Here is a 17,437-nt window from a genome sequence, read left to right on the forward strand (position 1 = left end):
GAACTGAAGCGTAACCGCTGCCGAAAACTGCGTAACTCTTTGTTTACCAAGGAGTTTTCCGTTTCGACTGCGCCGGAAGTGGGGCGAATTATAGACGTCCAGAATCTGCCGTCAACACTTAATTTAGTTTTTCTATCCTGGCTGGTGAAAGCGGCCGATCAGGCACCGTAATCAGCCTGACCCCACTACGCTTATAGAGACGATCCAAAGAGCACCCCCGCCATGAAGATCTCCCTGAAGCTGGCCGTGTTCAGCATTGCAGCAGTTCTGGCCTATCTCGGGCTCGCCATTCTGGGACTGGGTGGCCTTGCTGCGTTTTTCTCGCATCCGGCCCTGGTGATCATTGCCCTTGCGACGCTGGTGATGATGGGAGTTTCGCTGCTCACCGAAGTCAACTTGAGCTCCGGAGTACGTGAGGACCGGGACAACCGTTGGGTGCTACCGGTATTTGGGGTGATTGGCGTGTTGTCCGCGTTTATTCCGGCCTATACCGACCGAATGGACTTCTGGACCTTCGGTGGCGAAGGCATACGCTGGGTTGGTGCAATTCTATTCATTGCGGGCGGCGCATTGCGGATCTGGCCCGTGTTCGTACTTGGCAAACGCTTCAGCGGCCTGGTCGCCATTCAACCTGGGCATACGCTGGTGACTGACGGTATTTACCGAAGGCTGCGTAATCCGAGTTATCTCGGTTTATTGATTAACGCGCTGGGTTGGGCGCTGGCCTTTCGCTCCAGTGTCGGGATCGTGCTCGTCCTCCTGCTGCTCCCTGCCCTCATTGCTCGCATAAACGCCGAAGAAGACCTGCTGCGCAGTGAGTTTGGTGCCGAGTATGACGCTTACTGTGCGAAGACCTGGCGACTCATCCCCGGGCTCTACTGAGATCAGCGCCCGGTACTTGCACAGCCAACGCTTACTCTACCCCGCCGAAGCACGCGTCATACAGCGCTGATAACGCTCATCGACACGCTTGGCGAACCAGGCCGTAGTGAGCTTTCGAGTGATTTTCGGGCTTTGCAACTGGATACCCGGCAGGATTGCCCTGGGCAGTGGTTTGCCTTCAGCCGTTTCCGCCAGCTCGAACACCTTCTTATATAGCTTGCTGTCTTCAAACTCGAGGCGGTTACCCAACTCCAGCTGATCCCTGATCGTCGTATTGCGCATGTCCAGCCGGTTACCCAGCGTGCGCACCGCCAATTCCGTCGAACCCGGCAAGATCGAGTCGTAGCGAATCAGATCACCATCCAGTGCCAACGTGCTACCCGAGGCGCGATTGAGTGCACTCTGAAACGCGGCATTGCGGCTGGCGTACCAGCCGGCATTGAAATCGGCGAAGCGGTACAACGGTTGGCGGTAACTCACCGGGTAGCCGAGCAAATGTGTAATGCCGAAGTACATGCCGCCACGGCGACTGAATACCTCATGACGAATCGAGCTGTCTACCGGATAGGGATAGCGCTGTGCGTGCTGCTCGGCAAACGCGACACTGACCTGCATCGGGCCTGCGGTATGCACTGGATTGAAGCCACTAAACAGAGTCTTGCCCATCGGCACCCGACCAATGAAGTCATCGAATATCGCACTGAGCTCTTTCTCGCTGCGCACCGCATTCAAGCGCTCGCTGTAACTTTTGCCGTTGGTTGAGCTGACCTGCAAGGCTCCGCGCACCAACAGATCGGGAATGTGTGCCCTGGCAGCACGTCGATCGATTTCATCCCGGGCGATCTTCCCCAGCCCCGGCACTGTCGGGTCTGTTTGAAAGGTCGACTCCTGCTCGGTTACCGCCAGTACCGAACACAGGTTCTGCGTGGTGGGCGGGATCGCTTGTGCCGCAAACGCCGCATAAATGTCAGYGGCCCAACCTTCACGGTCTACGGTGTTGCTCGGCAACAAACGGGCAATCTGCGCTTTCACCTGTACGGGCGTCGGTTGAGCCGCTTGCCGAGCAGCCTGATTCGCGCAGCCGGCCAATAGCAGCAACGTAACTACACTCATGATCAATCGATGGGATCGCATTTTTTACATGGGTCCTTTTAAGCGCCCTGACCGCCGAGGATATCGCTTCTTGAGCCATTGCACCGAGGGAACAAGCACCTCGGTCAATCGGATCTAAACTGGATACACCCCTGTTCAGCGGGACTCTCGATCGAGGGCAACGACATGAACCGCAGCGATGTACTGATCGTTGGCGCCGGTCCCACAGGACTGGTCCTCGCGCTTTGGCTCAGCAAGCTTGGCATCCGCGTGCGCATCCTCGACAAGACCAGCGCACCCGGCACTACGTCTCGCGCCCTGGCGGTTCAGGCACGTACGCTGGAGTTGTACCGCCAGCTCGACCTCAGCCACGCCGTGGTGCAGAACGGCCACAAAGTACCGGCAGTCAATCTGTGGGTCAAAGGCGAACCGGTGGCGCGGTTACCGTTCGAGGACATCGGCAAGGACCTGACCCCTTACTCGTTTCTGGAAATGTTCCCGCAGGACCAGCACGAGCGACTGTTGATCGAACGCCTGGAGCAATTGGGCGTGGTGGTCGAGCGCGACACCGAACTGATCGGTTTCAGCGAACATGGCGGCAGCATTACCGCGCAGCTGCTCCTGCCCGACGGCCAGGAACATACCTGTCAGACCTGCTACCTGGCGGGTTGTGACGGTGCTCGTTCTACCGTGCGCAAGGCACTCGATATCGGCTTTCCCGGCGGCACCTACCAGCAAGTGTTTTATGTCGCCGACGTCGAAGCCTCAGGTCTGGCGCTCAATGGTGAACTGCATGTGGATCTGGATGAAGCCGACTTTCTGGCGGTTTTTCCGCTGGCCGGCGAAGGCCGTGCACGGTTGATCGGAACGGTGCGCGATGAACGCGCGGAGCAGGCCGAAACCCTCAAGTTTGAAGACGTCAGTAGCCGGGCCATCGAGCACCTGAAAGTTCAGGTAAACAAGGTCAACTGGTTTTCGACTTACCGGGTCCATCACCGGGTAGCGGACACCTTCCGCTTCGGGCGCGCGTTTTTGCTCGGTGACGCCGCCCATGTGCACAGCCCCGCCGGCGGCCAGGGTATGAACACCGGTATTGGCGACGCGATCAACCTCGCCTGGAAACTCGCCGCCGTTCTCAATGGAGCAGCCAACGACAAACTGCTCGACAGTTATGAAGTCGAACGCATGGCCTTTGCCCGGCGACTGGTGGCGACCACCGACCGGGTATTCAATTTCGTCTCCGCCGAAGGCGCAATGGCCGACGTGATTCGCACCCGCATTGCACCGTTCCTGCTACCCAAAATGGTCTCATTTGAATTGGCGCGCGAGTATCTGTTTCGTACGGTGTCGCAAATCACCCTGAATTATCGCGGGATGCCTCTGAGCGAAGGCCATGCTGGCCATGTTTTTGGCGGTGATCGCCTGCCCTGGGCACATGACAGCGAGACCGATAACTTCGACAGCCTGACAAGCCTCAACTGGCAGGTTCATGTGTACGGCGACACCAGCGAAGAAATGCTTGCCTGGTGCGCCGAGCATCACCTGGCACTGCACGTTTTCGACTGGCATCCGACCCACGAAGCCGCCGGGCTGGCGCGCAATGGCTTCTATCTATTAAGGCCCGACAGCTACGTGGCCGTCGCCGATCTGTCCGCTGACCCGAAAGTCATCGAGCGTTACTTCCGGGACCACGGGATCAAACCGTTCCTCTGGTAATAACGGCACACCCGGCGGCTTAGATTCCGCTCAACGCCAGGTCCATCGCAAAGTAGGTGAAGATCAGGTCCGCGCCCGCCCGCTTGATCGCCCCCAGGCTCTCGCGCACCACACGGTCCTCATCGATCGCACCGGCGGCGGCGCCGAATTTGATCATCGCGTATTCGCCACTCACCTGATAAGCCGCCAACGGCAAACGCGACGCTTCGCGGATATCACGGATAATGTCCAGATACGCACCGGCCGGCTTGACCATCAACGCATCGGCGCCTTCCTGCTCATCGAGCAACGACTCGCGTACCGCTTCACGGCGGTTCATCGGGTTCATCTGGTAACTTTTACGATCGCCTTTGAGCGCACTGCCGCCGGCTTCACGGAACGGGCCGTAGAGCGACGAGGCAAATTTGGTCGAATAGGCCATGATCGAAGTCTGGCTGAAGCCGGCTTCGTCGAGCGCCCGGCGAATCGCCTGGACCTGCCCGTCCATTGCCGCTGACGGCGCAATCACGTCCGCCCCGGCCCGTGCGGCGGCGACGGCTTGCTTACCGAGGTTGATCAGGGTTTTGTCATTGTCCACCTCGCCCGCGTGAATCACCCCACAGTGACCGCGATCGGTGTACTCGCAAAAACAGGTGTCGGACATCACGATCATCTCTGGCACCGCGTCCTTGCAGATCCGTGCCATACGCGACACCAAACCGCTTTCATTCCACGTGTCGCTGCCGCTGCCATCCAGGTGATGGGAGACCCCGAACGTCATCACCGACTTGATACCCGCCCGCGCATAGCGCTCGATTTCGCCTGCCAGTTTCGACTCTGGAATCCGCCGCACGCCGGGCATGCTGGTAATCGGCACGAAATCGTCGATTTCTTCTTCGACAAAGATCGGCAGCACCAGGTCATTGAGGGTGAACTCGGTTTCCTGGAACAGGCTGCGCAACTGTGGATTGCGACGCAAACGGCGTGGACGGGCTTCGGGGAACTGGCTGGACATGGGGTTTCCTGGCTGGAGGCCAACGGCCTGGACAAGACAAAAGTCATAAAGGAAGGGAGCTTATGCCCCTCTCCCCCGCCGACACAAACGTAAGTTGAGGAACAGTTTATTTCCGATTCGGTAACAGTTTGGCGGCGAGCAACGGTCAAGAAGCTCGCCAGCATTACAGATTCAAGCTGCCGTCGATGCAGGTCACGGCCGAACCGCCGATCCAGACTTCATCGCCGATCCGTTCGACCTGGATTCTCCCGGCGCGGCCCATGGTCAGGCCCTGGCTGACCACGTAAACATCCGGCGCCAACCCCTCGGCCAACAACCATTGGGCAACGCCGGCATTCAAGCTGCCGGTGGCCGGATCTTCGGGCATGCCGTCCCCGGAAATGAACGCGCGCACCTCAAACTGGGCCTCGTCGCCATCACGTTCGGGGTGCCACGGCGCAATGACGCCGACCGCCAGCCCGAGCATCTGCGAATAGTCGGGCTGCAGCGCCAGCACTTGCTCACGCTCAGCGAGCATCACAGCCAACCAGCCAGCACCGTTATCTACCCATTGCGCCCGAATAATCGCGCCGGCTTCCAGCCCGAGCCCAAGGCGCACCCGCTCCACCAGTGCCGCGTCCAGCGGGCCAGACTTGAGCAACGGTGGCGCGAGGAACGCCAGGTCAGTGCCACGGCGGCGGATGCGCACCAGGCCAACGGCACACTCCTGAATGATCTCCTCACCCTTGGGAATACCGCCAGCCTCCAGCCAGGCATGACAACTGCCCAGGGTCGGATGACCGGCGAACGGCAGTTCCTGCAAGGTGGTGAAGATTCGGACTCGATAATCGGCCCGCGAATCGCCGGGCTCCAGCAAGAAGGTGGTTTCGCTGAGGTTGGTCCAGGTCGCAAACGCCGCCATGCGTTCGTCACTCAGCTCATCGGCCCCCAAGACCACGGCCAACGGGTTACCCTTCAGTGCAACACGGCTGAAGACGTCCACCTGTTTGAAGTCGTATCGAGGCATTGCTCTTCCTTAAGCCGGGCTAGATAAACGGAGTCGTGACGCTTGCCGTCACTTGGGAATTTCCAGCCCGCGAATCACTGCCGGCCGAGCCAGGAATCGTTCCAGCACACGCAATACGTTCGGGAAGTTGTTGATCCCGACCAGGTCCCCCGCTTCATAGAAGCCAATCAGGTTGCGCACCCACGGGAACGTCGCGATATCGGCGATGGTGTAACGCTCACCCATGATCCAGTCGCGGCCTTCCAGGCGGCTGTCGAGCACTTTCAGCAAACGCTTGCTCTCGTCGACGTAGCGGTCACGCGGGCGCTTGTCCTCGTAGTCCTTGCCGGCAAATCTATGGAAAAAGCCCAACTGACCAAACATCGGTCCGATGCCCCCCATCTGGAACATCAACCACTGAATTGTCTCGTAACGTGCGGCCGATTCCTGCGCCAGCAGTTGCCCGCTTTTGTCGGCCAGGTAGATCAGAATCGCCCCGGACTCGAACAACGCCAGTGGCTGATCATCCGGCCCATGCGGGTCCAGGATCGCCGGAATCTTGTTGTTGGGGTTCAGCGACAAGAATGCTGGAGAGAACTGATCATTGGTGTCGAAACCCACCCGGTGCGCCTCGTAAGGCAAGCCGGTTTCTTCGAGCATGATCGAGACTTTGACGCCGTTGGGCGTCGGCAAGGAATAGAGCTGTATCCACTCGGGAAACTGCGCAGGCCATTTCTCAGTAATCGGGAATGCAGACAAATCGGTCATGGTGAACATCCAGTGACAGTTGAATGGCGATGATGGGGGTTGGTCGCGGCAGATGCCCGGCCTTCAAGGCGGTTAGATTATAAGCACGACGCTGATGGGGCCAGGTTAATTCAGAAACATTCTGTCGATAACCTTCCGGTCAGCCAGCCCGCTCCGCAGATAAAGTAATGCGTGCCGATTCGAATCGAACCAAAGGGTGCCCGTGGACTCCAAGGCTGCCCTTGCGTTAGACGAATCGCCCTCACGACATGAGAAGCACTTGAAGCCACGAGCTCCCGGTGTGATGTTTTGTCAGCCTTAAACGAATGCGCTGAAGAATAATAACTCAATGAAAAAGCACCTGAACTTCGTTAAAACCCTGAAGCCGCGCACCCTGGTGTTCTGTGCGGCCTTGCTCATGACCTGCGTCCTGTTCCTGGCGCTGGAAGCCAGTGAGAGCCGCGCCCAACCGGCTGACGGCACCCAGACCCTGGTATTCTTGCGCCACGCAGAAAAGCCCGCCGGAGGTCTCGGACAACTGAACTGCCAGGGGCTGAATCGTGCGATCAAGCTGGCAGAGCTGCTGCCAGAGAAATTCGGCAAGGCCAATTATGTGTTCGCCGCCAATCCGACACGCAACGTCGAGGAAGGCGAGTTCGACACCTCCTACAGCTACCTCCGGCCGCTGCTGACCATCAGCCCCACCGCGATCAAACTCGGGCTGCCGGTGAACATCGAATTTTCGGCCAACGACATCAGTGAAATGGCCGATGAACTGCTTCACGCCAAGTACCGCAACTCGATCATCTACACGGCCTGGTCCCACGGGTATCTGCCGGATTTGATCAACAAGGTGGCTGAAGAGGCCACCGGTGAAAAGCGCCCTATTCTTGACGACTGGCCATCCAACGATTTCGACTCGCTGTATGTGCTGACCCTGACCTGGCACAACGGCAAGGTCACCTTGCTCAGCCATCGTTACAAGCAAGAGCTGAACAACGGCCCGCAGACTTGTCCGACATAACAGGTCGGCTTGTGCCCGCCATTATCCGGGCCTCTGGACTAGACTGCACTGGAGTATGATGCCCCACTGTCCTAATTGTCCGGAGCCTCTTATGTCCAACTCCTTAGCGGTCCCCAACCGGGGCCTGGCGCTCTGGTGGAAACCCGCCCTGTTCCTGCTGGTTGCCTGTATCGGCCTCTACTACGTCAAGTGGTCGCCCTACTACCTCAAGGCATTCGTGGCCGCCGACAGCCACAGCATCGGCGCCTCGATCCTCAACGATGAACAAACCTCGCCGCTCACCGCTGCACTGGTGTATGCCAAGGTGTACTTCCTGGCGATCTGGAAAGCGGCCGTACTGGCGGTGATCCTGGGTTCGCTGTTGCAGGTATTGATTCCGCGAGACTGGCTGCTGCGATTGTTCGGCCGTGCCGGGTTTGCTTCGACCTTGCGCGGCGGGTTGTTCGCCCTGCCAGGCATGATGTGCACCTGCTGCGCCGCGCCCGTGGTGTCCGGCATGCGCCGTCAGAACGTCTCGGTGGGGGCGGCACTGGCGTTCTGGATTGCCAACCCGGTACTCAACCCGGCAACGCTAGTGTTCATGGGTTTCGTACTCGGCTGGGGCTTTACCGCACTGCGGCTGGTAGCGGGAATTGTGCTGGTGCTAGGTGTTTCGTTGGTCGCCCAACGCATCTCGCGACCCGATTACATGCCGGAGGCGGCGCTGGAAGCCGTGGCCGAAGCGACCCGCGCAACCGACGCACAACCCTTCCTGAGCCGCTGGGCGCGGACCTTGTGGCAATTGTTCTGGACCACTATTCCGATCTATGTGCTGGCAGTACTGGTTCTGGGCGCTGCCCGGGTCTGGCTGTTCCCGCACGTTGACGGCGCGATGGCCAACAGCTTGCTGTGGCTGATACCGCTGGCCATCGTCGGCACGCTGTTCATGATTCCCACCGCCGCGGAAATCCCCATTGTGCAAACCATGATGACCCTGGGTTTGGGCACCGCACCGGCCGTGGCACTACTCATGACCTTGCCGAGCATCAGCCTGCCGTCGCTGTTGATGCTGCGCAAGGATTTCGATACCCGGGTGCTGGTGACCGTAGCCGTGCTGACCATGCTGGTTGGCGTGATCTGCGGCCTGATCGGCGCGATGGTGCTTTAAACGGGGATTGCAGGCGCTGGTGTTAACCAGCGCTTGCGTCTCGATCTTAACGATTACCGCGCTCACGCAAATACTCGAGCACCGCAGCCTCCTCCCCCACAAACTCGATTCGGTCGCCTTTCTTCTCGCGCTGGAAGGCGTACATCGGGTCGTAATACTCGTTCAACAACCCTTCGATCCAGCCACGGTGCAAGTCCACTGCACCGCTGCGTGCCTGCTCGGCCAACGCGCCCTCCATCAAATCGAACATGCGCTGATGACGCTCGCCACCCAGGCGTTTGCTGATGTTGTTGAGGCTTGCCAGCATACGCTCGGAGAACTGTGCGAACCCCTCGTCGCCATGTACAGCGACGAATTCCGCGCAGAGATTCACCACGTAATCGCGCAGGATCCGCTCGACCCGGTCTTGCAGGCTGTCTTCGAGCCAGACCATCGGAAAACGTTGCATGCCCTGATACAGCGGCAGCGGCAAGGCACAGCTGCCGACCATGCGGCTTTCATCTTCGAGCACGAACTGTTCAATGCCACGGGCACGCTTTTTCAGCACGTCCACCGCCAGGCGGTTCTCGAAGTCGATGTTGCCGGGCTGACCGGTCGCACGCTTGCCGAAGCTGGAACCGCGATGATTGGCATAACCTTCAAGGTCCAGACCATTGCTCAATTGGGTGAGGACATCGGTTTTGCCGGTGCCGGTCATGCCGCCGAGCAACACGAAATCGCACTGTTCGACGGCCTGGTCGACTGTTTCCAACAAGAAAGTCCGCATCGCCTTGTAGCCGCCACCGACCCGAGGGTAGTCGATGCCGGCCTCGTCCTTGAGCCATTGCTGGACAATCTGTGAACGTAAACCGCCGCGAAAGCAATACAGGTAACCGTCGGGATTGGCCCGGGCAAAATCAGTCCAGGCCTGGATACGCGCGGCCTTGATCTCGCCCGAGACCAACTGATGCCCGAGCACAATGGCGGCCTGCTGACCATGCTGTTTGTAGCAGGTGCCGACCCGCTGGCGCTCGTTGTCCGTCATCAGCGGCAAGTTGATCACCCCAGGGAACGAACCCTTGGTGAACTCGACCGGCGCGCGGACATCCATCATCGGCCGGTCGTTGAGGAAGATGTCGCGGTAATCAGTGAAATCGATAAGCATCAAATCACCTCTACCGCGTTGCTCTGTCGCTCAACCAGTTCACCGATCGGCGCCAGGTTCAGGCCCAGTTCAGCGGCAACAGCGAGAAACTGCTCGTTGCCCTCGGGCGTCACGGCAACCAGCAAACCACCGCTGGTCTGTGGATCGCACAGCACGCGCTTGTGCAGTTCCTGTATGCGTCCGACCTTGTTGGCGTAGCTGTCAAAATTACGCAGGGTACCGCCCGGCACACAGCCTTGATCGAGGTAGTACTCGACACCCGGCAAACGTGGCACGCGGTCGTAATCAATACGCGCGGTCACGCCGCTGCCATCGGCCATTTCCACCAGATGCCCCAGCAACCCGAAACCAGTGACGTCAGTCATGGCGGTCACGCCGTCGAGTTTGCCGAAACGGCTACCGGGTTTGTTCAGGGTGCACATCCAGTCACGGGCCAGGCCGACATCGCTGGCGCGCAGCTTGCCCTTCTTCTCGGCGGTGGTGAGGATACCGATGCCCAATGGTTTGGTGAGGTACAGCAAGCAACCGGCGGTCGCCGTGTCGTTGCGCTTCATATGGCGCTTTTGCACCAGCCCGGTAACCGCCAGGCCGAAGATCGGCTCCGGCGCATCGATCGAATGCCCACCAGCCAATGGGATACCCGCCTCATCGCAGACCGAACGGCCACCGCGAATCACTTCCCGGGCAATCTCTGGCGCCAGCACGTTGACCGGCCAGCCAAGGATCGCAATCGCCATCAACGGATCACCGCCCATCGCGTAGATATCGCTGATGGCATTGGTGGCGGCAATGCGACCGAAATCGAACGGATCATCGACAATCGRCATAAAGAAGTCAGTGGTCGACACCACGCCACGCTCATCATCGATGGCATACACCGCCGCATCGTCGCGCGATGCATTACCCACCCAGAGCTTAGGGTCGAGATTCTGCGCGCCGCTGCCGGCCAGAATCACCTCCAGCACCTGAGGTGAAATCTTGCAGCCACAACCTGCGCCGTGGCTGTACTGGGTCAGGCGAATCGGCTCGCTCATGGGGGGCACCTCTGGAATTCAAGTTCAACAATTCTAACAGAGCACAGCGTAAGCGCTGACTGAGCCTGCCCCGCTTTCGAGCAGACACGCTCGCCGAGGAGGCAAATTGCTAACCAAAACGTCAGCTAATTCACAAAATTTCCCTTTATTTCAATCGCCTGCTCCAAGTTGGTCCGCAACATGCAAACGTTTGCGTCAGTAACATGAACGCTTGATCAATGCCTGAGCGTTCACGTTCAGCCAACCACTGCACGAACAGGGATTTTCAATGCACACCACTTCCAGACGCACCGCGTCCTGCCCCACTGTTGCTGTTTCGTTGCTACTAAGCGCCGTTACGGGACTACTCAGCTTCGCCGCCGTGGCTCAAGAAAAAACCGTTGATGAGTCAGCCCAAGGCGAGACGCTCAGCGCTGAAGCCAGCCCACCGAAAAAAGGCGCGTACCTGTCGGACTGGTTCAATCAGGACCTGACGCTGATCGGCAGCAAGGACATCAGCTTCGGCCCGCAACCGGCCGACGATGTTTACCTGGAGTACGAGTACTTCGGGCGCAAGGGGCCATTCGAGCTGTATGGCTATATTGACGCCCCGAAGATCCTCGGCATTGGCAACAGCCACGACAAAGGTGCCTGGGATCACGGTTCGCCGTTGTTCATGGAGCACGAGCCACGTATTTCCATCGACTACCTGGCGGGTCGCAGCCTGGCGGTCGGGCCGTTCAAGGAATGGTATGTCGCGTTCGACTGGATCTACGACCACGGCAGCAGCACCGCCAATCGCGCCAACACGCTTTACAGCGGCCTGGGCACCGACATCGACACCCATTCGCGGGTCAACCTGTCGGCCAACTTCTACGGGCGCTATCAGTGGGAGAACTACGGCGCCAGCAATGAATACTCATGGGATGGTTATCGCGCCCAGTTGAAGTACATCGTGCCCATCGACCGCTTCAGCAACGGCGCGTCACTGACTTACATCGGCTTCACCAACTTCGACTTTGGTTCGGATCTGCATAAAGACAATCCGGCACGCACGGCCAACGCCACCGTGGCCACTAACGTATTGCTCTATTCATTCACGCACCTGCGCTTCACCCTGGTCGGGCGTTATTTCCATAACGGTGGTAACTGGGAAGATGGCAGCGAGTTGAACTTCGGTGAAGGCAACTTCCGCGCTCGCTCCGATGGCTGGGGCTACTACGCGGGTGTCGGGTATCAGTTTTGAGTGACAAGCTGCTTCGCTATCAACATTTACCAAGGAGGTTCCATGCACACCGTCACACGCCTTTCTCTGTCCGCCGGTCTGGCCTGCAGCGCCCTGCTCTCTTCCAGTGTCTGGGCGGTAGAAGCCCCGATCACACCGAAAGTCATGCTGATCAGCATGTTCGCCCCGGAAGCGCAAACCTGGATTGATCGCCTGGAGCTCAAGCAGGAGATCCGCGTACCGGGGCTTTCCGCCGAGTACCCGAACATTCGCTGCAATACACAGCAGGTGTGCCTGATGGTCACCGGCATGGGCCAGACCAACGCCGCGGCATCCACGCTGGCATTGGCCCTGTCGCCGAAATTCGACCTGCGCAAAAGCTATTTCCTGATCGCCGGAATTGCCGGCATCAACCCGCACCACGGCACTATCGGCACTGCAGCGTGGGCGCATTATCTGGTGGAGTTCGGCACGCAATGGGAACTGGATTCGCGGGACGCTCCCAAAGAGTGGCCGACCGGTTACATCGGCATCAACACCAAAGGTCCTAACGAAAAACCGCCGCTGGACTACAAGACCGAAGTCTTCGAACTCAACCCGAAGCTGCAAGCCAAAGCCTTCGCCCTGAGCGCAAACGTTGCACTGAGCGAAAGCAAAGAGTCCGCTGCATGGCGGATGAAATATCCCTACGCGCCGGCCAATCAACCGCCGGTGGTCACTCAATGCGACACCCTGGCCGGCAATACCTGGTTTTCCGGAACACGCTTGAGCGAACGTGCCGAAGTCTGGACCCGCTTGCTGACGGACAACCAAGGCGTTTACTGCACGACTCAGCAGGAAGACAACTCGACGTATGAAGCACTGCTGCGCGCCAGCCGTGAAGGCCTGGTGGATATCCAGCGCCTGGCAGTGGTGCGCGCCGGTTCCGACTTCGACCGTCCGTATCCGGGTTACAGCGAAGTCGACAACCTGCTCAAGTACGCCGATCAGGGTGGTTTTGTGCCGGCCCTGGAAAACCTCTACCGCACCGGCAACCCGCTGGTGCAGGAGATTCTGAAGAACTGGTCGGCGTGGGAGAACGGTGTGCCTGAGGCCTGAGGCGACATCAAAAAACCGTCCGAACGAACCCCAAACCTTTGGCTGCGCTTACAAAGGTCGTCGATTACAAAAATTGTGAGCACAGCAGAATAAATGTGGGAGCGGGCTTGCTCGCGAAAGCGGTCTATCAGTCACATTGATGCTGAATGTGCCGCCGTCTTCGCGAGTAAGCCCGCTCCCACACTGATCGGGTCACGGCAACAAAATCACCTTGTCGCCACCGCCCTGATTCACCTCGGCATAACGCTCAAGCCCCTCGGCCAGTGGCGACTCCACCAGCCCTTCCGGCAACGGCAACAACCCGTCATCGAAGAACCGGCCGAACTGTTCAAGCATCGCCGCGCAGGCTTCGACGCCGTACAGCAACGAGTTTATCCCGACCACCGAACCACCCCGGCGATACAGCGCCAGCGCCGGCAACTGCACCAGGCCGTCGACCGGCGCGGCGATAATTGCGATGCGGCCGAAGGTAGCCAGTGCCGCTACCGACGCCGGCAGCCAAAAACCGGTGGTGTCGAAAATCACGTCGGCACCGCCCGTGAAAATCGCATTGACCTGAGCGCCCAGCGCTTCCGGTGTTTCCAGTTGAATCGTGTTAAAGCCCTGGGCCTGCAAGGCCTTGACCTGCTCGGGACGTCGTGCCGCCGCCAACACCTCGGCACCGCGAATTTTTCCCAGCGCCAGCGCTGCACTACCCACCGCGCCACCACCGATCACCAGTAAACGGGTTTGCGCAGTCACCAGGCTGCGTTCCAGCGCATCCCACGCTGTGGTGTAGGGCACGCCAAGGCTCGCAGCCTGGGCAAAGCTCAAATGCGTTGGCTTGAGGGCGACGCCCTTGGCCGGCAGCTTCACGTATTGCGCATGGGAGCCATCGGCGAAGAAACCCAACTCGCGGCCCGTGCCCCAGACTTCCTGACCGATCAGCGCCTGTGGCCCTTCAATCACCACACCGGCAAAGTCACGACCGGGAATCCGTGGCAGCGTGGTGTAGGGAAAACGTCCGAGCACGTTCTTCACGTCGCTGGGATTCAGGCCCGCAGCCTTGATCTGCACCAACACCTCGTTGGCACCCGGAACCGGGGTGGGTACCTCGACGTAACGCAGGGCCGCCAGATCACCGGTTTTATCGAATTGCAGTGCTTTCATGGGAATGTCCATCTGACAAATGAAGAGATTTCAGGAGATCCAGCCAGCGACCAGTTGCCGCCCCATCGGCCACAGCTGTTCACCGGCCAACATGCCCAGCAACCCCACCAACGCAATGGCCGGTGGCGCGGGCGAACGAAAATCCAGCGCGCCGTAGAGCAAGCCAACGCCAAGACCGATGGCCAGTGAAATGAGGTAGTTCATGCTGAGCTCCGTGTAATCGGGGATACACAGAGTCTAGAGAGTGGTCGCCAAAGCGATCGGCCAAGTACTTCAGGATTTCGGCCAAATGCCCTGCTACGGCGCTGAGCTGAAATCACCTTCGCGGGCAAACTGCGAGGGTGGAACACCCAGCTCGCGGCGAAACATGTCGCTGAAGCTGCTCGGCGAATAGCCCAGCTCCCGGGCGATTGTGCTGACCGGCACGCCCTGGATCAGCTCGGCGACTGCAATCGCCAATTGCACCTGACGCCGCCATTCGGCAAAGCCCATGCCCAACCCATCCTTGAACAACCGCGCCAGGGTGCGCACACTGGCGCCGGCATTTTCGGCATGCTGTTCGAAGGGAATATCCAGAGACGGTGCGGCCATGACCGCCTGACAGAGATTGACCAGCCGCCGCTCGGCGTTGTCCGGCATGGGAATCTTCAACAGCGAACGTTTCGCCCGTTTCAGCTCCAGCAAGGCCAGCCCCACCAGCGCCTCGTAGTACTCCGCCGAGCCACTGTCGCCCTGCTCCACCAACCCGAGAATCAACTCGCGCAGCAAGCCGCCGACCTCGATCACCTGAACGCTGCTGTCCAGCGTCGCGGCCAACGCCGGGCGCAGGTAGATATTGCGCATCTGCAGGTCCGAGACCACCCGAATCCCGTGCACCACCCCCGGTGGCAGCCAGACCGCCCGTTGCGGCGGCACGACCAACGCTTCGTCGGGTGTCTCGACCCACATCACTCCGCTCATCGCATACAGCAACTGGCCCCAGACATGTTCGTGCGGCTCGATGTACAGGCCGCGCGGATAGGTGCGCGCCAACGGTTGCACCGGCACATCGGTGTCGCTGAGATCAGGCGGAGCGGCAAGGGCCATGGGCAAGAATCGTGATGTAAGGGAGAAGGCCCCATGGTAACGAGGCGCCACGACTGCCGCCAGTTGACACCTTCGCACAACGTGGAGCGCAAGCGGGCTCCACGTTCAGGCAGAGGTTATCAGCCGTGAGCCCCCTTGGCGCACTTGCAACCCGCCGAGGTGCAGGCTTCGCCGTGTTCATGATGCTTGGCACAACCCTCGCAGCAATAGTGTTTACCGTGGCGGACGATAGAGTGCTCACCCAGTTTGCAATTACAGTTGGGGCAGGCGCAGGTCGTTGCTTTCATCTATCTGACTCCATGCGTGTGGTCGTCCAGAGGCGGCACCAATGCCGCCCCTGAAGCAATGACCGCACAATGAATACCGGTTCCGATGACGTGACAGGCGGCCTTCGCTCATCTCTTAGGGTAGTCGATGCACTCGCGACCATGACCTGCGATTGCGATCTGCGTACCCACGCTCGCCAGCCACATGACCTCACGTCGCCTCTCGCGCCCTGACTCAAGATCGCGCTGGAGTGATCAAGGTTGGCCGTGGGATGATCGCCGCCACTGCGCGATTACCCCGGAGAGTTTGCATGTCGTTGAGTAAAAAAGCCGTTGTCCTGTTGCTGACAGCGGTCACCAGCTTCGCTGCCGTGAGCGTTTACGCCGCCAAGCAACCGGCCGCGAAAACCGCACCCGCACAAAAAATCTCGGCACTGGGCGGAAAATTCGCCTTCGCTCTGCCCCAGGGCTTCATCGCTAACCCACTGTCCGGTGGCGACGCCGCCAAGGGCACTGCTGGTGCAACGGGCACCATGTACACCAATCAGGCGAGCAAAACCGTCCTGATCATTGCTGAAAACACCTTGCCCAATGGCCTGAACGTCAAAGACAACGACACTGTGTTTCTCGACGAATCAGTGTCCGGTTTCGCCACTCAGCAACGCGAAGCCTTGCCTGACTTCAACAAGCAAAGCGAGAAAAGCCTGACCGTCAAAGGCCTGGGCCTGCGCCAGATCGACAGCACCGCCACCCAAGGCGGCGGTCTGACGCTCGACACCAGCCTGCTGGCTGGCTCCGGCACACGCATGATGCTGATCCAGATCATCTCCCGCGCCGACGACAAGGCTGGGCATGCGGCGCTGGTCAAACAGATCCTTGGCGATAAATAAGCCCCCGGCTACTGATTGATCCGCAGCAGCCAGGCGTTCAAATCCTGCATTTCGGCCGCACTGATGGTGTGGCCGACGCCTGGATAGGCATGAAATTCCGGCGTGAGCGCAATGCTCTGCAACAGGCTGTTGGCCTCGCTGCCATCGCTGTAGGGCAGTTTCAGGTCGGCCGTCCCGTGACCGATGAAAATCGCCAACGGCTCAAGCGCCTTGTCGGCCTTGAGCTGCGCTCTCAACACTGGCAAAACCTTGCCGCTCAACGCCGCAATCCCGCGCACCGCCTCGGGATGACGCAAGGCAACTTCATACGACATGATCGCGCCTTGGCTGAACCCCACCAGAAACACCTTGTCGGCCTCGGTGTGATACTTCTTCGCTGCCTGCGCCACGAAGTCACGGATCAACCCCGCGCTAACGTTCAGGTCTTCAGTTTCACCGTCATAGGCGCCTTCACCCTTCTTGCGAAACCACTGATAACTGTCCGCCTCCACCGCCTGCGGCGCCCGCACCGACAGATATGTGTACTGCGTCGGCAACTCATCCTTGATGTTGAACAGGTCCTCTTCGTTACTGCCTGAGCCGTGGAGAAAAATCACCAACGGCTGATTGCGTGAATCAGGGTTGGACTGCTCAAGGTACGGCAACGGCAAATCATCGTTGAGCGCCGCATGGGCAACGGAAGACACCATCAACATCAACACAGCAAGAACACGGAACATGGACCTTCCCTCGAATACGGCAAATTCGCGCCAGAGCCTAACACCACAAGAAGCGCTTTCGAAAACCAACCCACCACTCAGGCCGGCTATCAGGCCGCCGTGCTGTTGCTTTTGATCTTGATCCACCCGCCCCTTTCGGGAGGCCGAGTGGAGGTGTTCATCAGGGGGTGGGCGCGCAGCGCCGTACGGCGCAGCCGGACACATCGAGAGGAGGTCGTCGCGAAGCAGACCGTAGGCGATGCCCCCTGATGGACACCGGA

General features: G+C 59.5%; 18 protein-coding genes. 7 read left to right on the forward strand and 11 right to left on the reverse strand.

Going from position 1 to position 17,437, the window contains the following annotated elements; all coding sequences use genetic code 11:
* The first annotated feature begins 222 nt into the window (after positions 1 to 222).
* On the forward strand, positions 223 to 882 hold the full coding sequence (locus tag AC1DHT_RS28695) for a methyltransferase family protein (RefSeq protein ID WP_427546736.1): 660 nt from the start codon (positions 223 to 225) through the stop codon (positions 880 to 882).
* Between the two features lie 36 nt (positions 883 to 918).
* Here AC1DHT_RS28695 and AC1DHT_RS28700 read toward each other — a convergent pair whose 3' ends face one another.
* On the reverse strand, positions 919 to 2,016 hold the full coding sequence (locus AC1DHT_RS28700) for a DUF1615 domain-containing protein (RefSeq protein ID WP_477761574.1): 1,098 nt from the start codon (positions 2,014 to 2,016) through the stop codon (positions 919 to 921).
* 144 nt (positions 2,017 to 2,160) lie between these two features.
* On the opposite strand from AC1DHT_RS28700, the gene AC1DHT_RS28705 reads away from it, so the two are divergent.
* Entirely contained in the window at positions 2,161 to 3,690 is a 1,530-nt protein-coding gene (locus AC1DHT_RS28705; RefSeq protein WP_427546741.1) for an FAD-dependent oxidoreductase, read from the forward strand.
* A gap of 19 nt (positions 3,691 to 3,709) precedes the next feature.
* On the opposite strand, the gene hemB is transcribed toward AC1DHT_RS28705, so the two are convergent.
* The 3 genes from hemB to AC1DHT_RS28720 all read right to left on the reverse strand — a co-directional run bounded on the left by hemB (position 3,710) and on the right by AC1DHT_RS28720 (position 6,437).
* On the reverse strand, positions 3,710 to 4,684 hold the full coding sequence (gene hemB, locus AC1DHT_RS28710) for a porphobilinogen synthase (protein WP_442114831.1): 975 nt from the start codon (positions 4,682 to 4,684) through the stop codon (positions 3,710 to 3,712).
* A gap of 163 nt (positions 4,685 to 4,847) precedes the next feature.
* A complete protein-coding gene (locus AC1DHT_RS28715; RefSeq protein WP_427546747.1) occupies positions 4,848 to 5,690 on the reverse strand; it encodes a PhzF family phenazine biosynthesis protein in 843 nt (280 codons plus the stop codon).
* 48 nt (positions 5,691 to 5,738) lie between these two features.
* The gene (locus AC1DHT_RS28720) at positions 5,739 to 6,437 is read right to left on the reverse strand and encodes a glutathione binding-like protein (protein WP_427546749.1); all 699 of its coding nucleotides are present in this window, start codon (positions 6,435 to 6,437) and stop codon (positions 5,739 to 5,741) included.
* Positions 6,438 to 6,765: 328 nt separating this feature from the next.
* On the opposite strand from AC1DHT_RS28720, the gene AC1DHT_RS28725 reads away from it, so the two are divergent.
* Both AC1DHT_RS28725 and AC1DHT_RS28730 read left to right on the forward strand, forming a co-directional pair.
* A complete protein-coding gene (locus AC1DHT_RS28725; protein ID WP_427546752.1) occupies positions 6,766 to 7,440 on the forward strand; it encodes a histidine phosphatase family protein in 675 nt (224 codons plus the stop codon).
* 91 nt (positions 7,441 to 7,531) lie between these two features.
* Positions 7,532 to 8,587, forward strand: a complete 1,056-nt coding sequence (locus tag AC1DHT_RS28730) for a permease (RefSeq protein ID WP_427546754.1) — start codon at positions 7,532 to 7,534, stop codon at positions 8,585 to 8,587.
* 46 nt (positions 8,588 to 8,633) lie between these two features.
* Here AC1DHT_RS28730 and mnmH read toward each other — a convergent pair whose 3' ends face one another.
* Entirely contained in the window at positions 8,634 to 9,731 is a 1,098-nt protein-coding gene (gene mnmH, locus AC1DHT_RS28735) for a tRNA 2-selenouridine(34) synthase MnmH (RefSeq protein WP_427546756.1), read from the reverse strand.
* On the reverse strand, positions 9,731 to 10,765 hold the full coding sequence (gene selD / locus AC1DHT_RS28740; protein ID WP_477761575.1) for a selenide, water dikinase SelD: 1,035 nt from the start codon (positions 10,763 to 10,765) through the stop codon (positions 9,731 to 9,733). Before selD ends, mnmH begins: the two co-directional genes overlap by 1 nt.
* A 268-nt stretch (positions 10,766 to 11,033) precedes the next feature.
* Between selD and AC1DHT_RS28745 the strand changes: the two genes are divergently transcribed.
* Positions 11,034 to 11,990, forward strand: a complete 957-nt coding sequence (locus AC1DHT_RS28745; protein WP_427546759.1) for a nucleoside-specific channel-forming protein Tsx — start codon at positions 11,034 to 11,036, stop codon at positions 11,988 to 11,990.
* Between the two features lie 42 nt (positions 11,991 to 12,032).
* Entirely contained in the window at positions 12,033 to 13,067 is a 1,035-nt protein-coding gene (locus AC1DHT_RS28750; protein ID WP_427546761.1) for a purine-nucleoside phosphorylase, read from the forward strand.
* Positions 13,068 to 13,259: 192 nt separating this feature from the next.
* Here the strand turns inward: AC1DHT_RS28750 and AC1DHT_RS28755 are convergent, their stop codons facing one another.
* The 4 genes from AC1DHT_RS28755 to AC1DHT_RS28770 all read right to left on the reverse strand — a co-directional run bounded on the left by AC1DHT_RS28755 (position 13,260) and on the right by AC1DHT_RS28770 (position 15,589).
* Positions 13,260 to 14,216: a quinone oxidoreductase family protein gene (locus AC1DHT_RS28755; RefSeq protein WP_427546764.1), complete on the reverse strand. Its 957-nt coding sequence runs from the start codon at positions 14,214 to 14,216 to the stop codon at positions 13,260 to 13,262.
* Positions 14,217 to 14,246: 30 nt separating this feature from the next.
* Positions 14,247 to 14,420, reverse strand: coding sequence for a DUF1427 family protein (locus AC1DHT_RS28760; RefSeq protein ID WP_071554717.1), 174 nt, complete (start codon positions 14,418 to 14,420; stop codon positions 14,247 to 14,249).
* A gap of 93 nt (positions 14,421 to 14,513) precedes the next feature.
* Positions 14,514 to 15,302, reverse strand: a complete 789-nt coding sequence (locus tag AC1DHT_RS28765; RefSeq protein WP_427546766.1) for an AraC family transcriptional regulator — start codon at positions 15,300 to 15,302, stop codon at positions 14,514 to 14,516.
* Between the two features lie 119 nt (positions 15,303 to 15,421).
* Entirely contained in the window at positions 15,422 to 15,589 is a 168-nt protein-coding gene (locus AC1DHT_RS28770) for a metallothionein (RefSeq protein ID WP_427546769.1), read from the reverse strand.
* A gap of 290 nt (positions 15,590 to 15,879) precedes the next feature.
* Here AC1DHT_RS28770 and AC1DHT_RS28775 point away from each other — a divergent pair, with 290 nt between their 5' ends.
* Positions 15,880 to 16,458: a DcrB/PsbP domain-containing protein gene (locus AC1DHT_RS28775; RefSeq protein ID WP_427546772.1), complete on the forward strand. Its 579-nt coding sequence runs from the start codon at positions 15,880 to 15,882 to the stop codon at positions 16,456 to 16,458.
* A gap of 8 nt (positions 16,459 to 16,466) precedes the next feature.
* Here the strand turns inward: AC1DHT_RS28775 and AC1DHT_RS28780 are convergent, their stop codons facing one another.
* On the reverse strand, positions 16,467 to 17,177 hold the full coding sequence (locus AC1DHT_RS28780) for an alpha/beta hydrolase (RefSeq protein ID WP_427546775.1): 711 nt from the start codon (positions 17,175 to 17,177) through the stop codon (positions 16,467 to 16,469).
* Positions 17,178 to 17,437: the final 260 nt, after the last annotated feature.

It is taken from the genome of Pseudomonas sp. 05N432 (assembly GCF_056396945.1).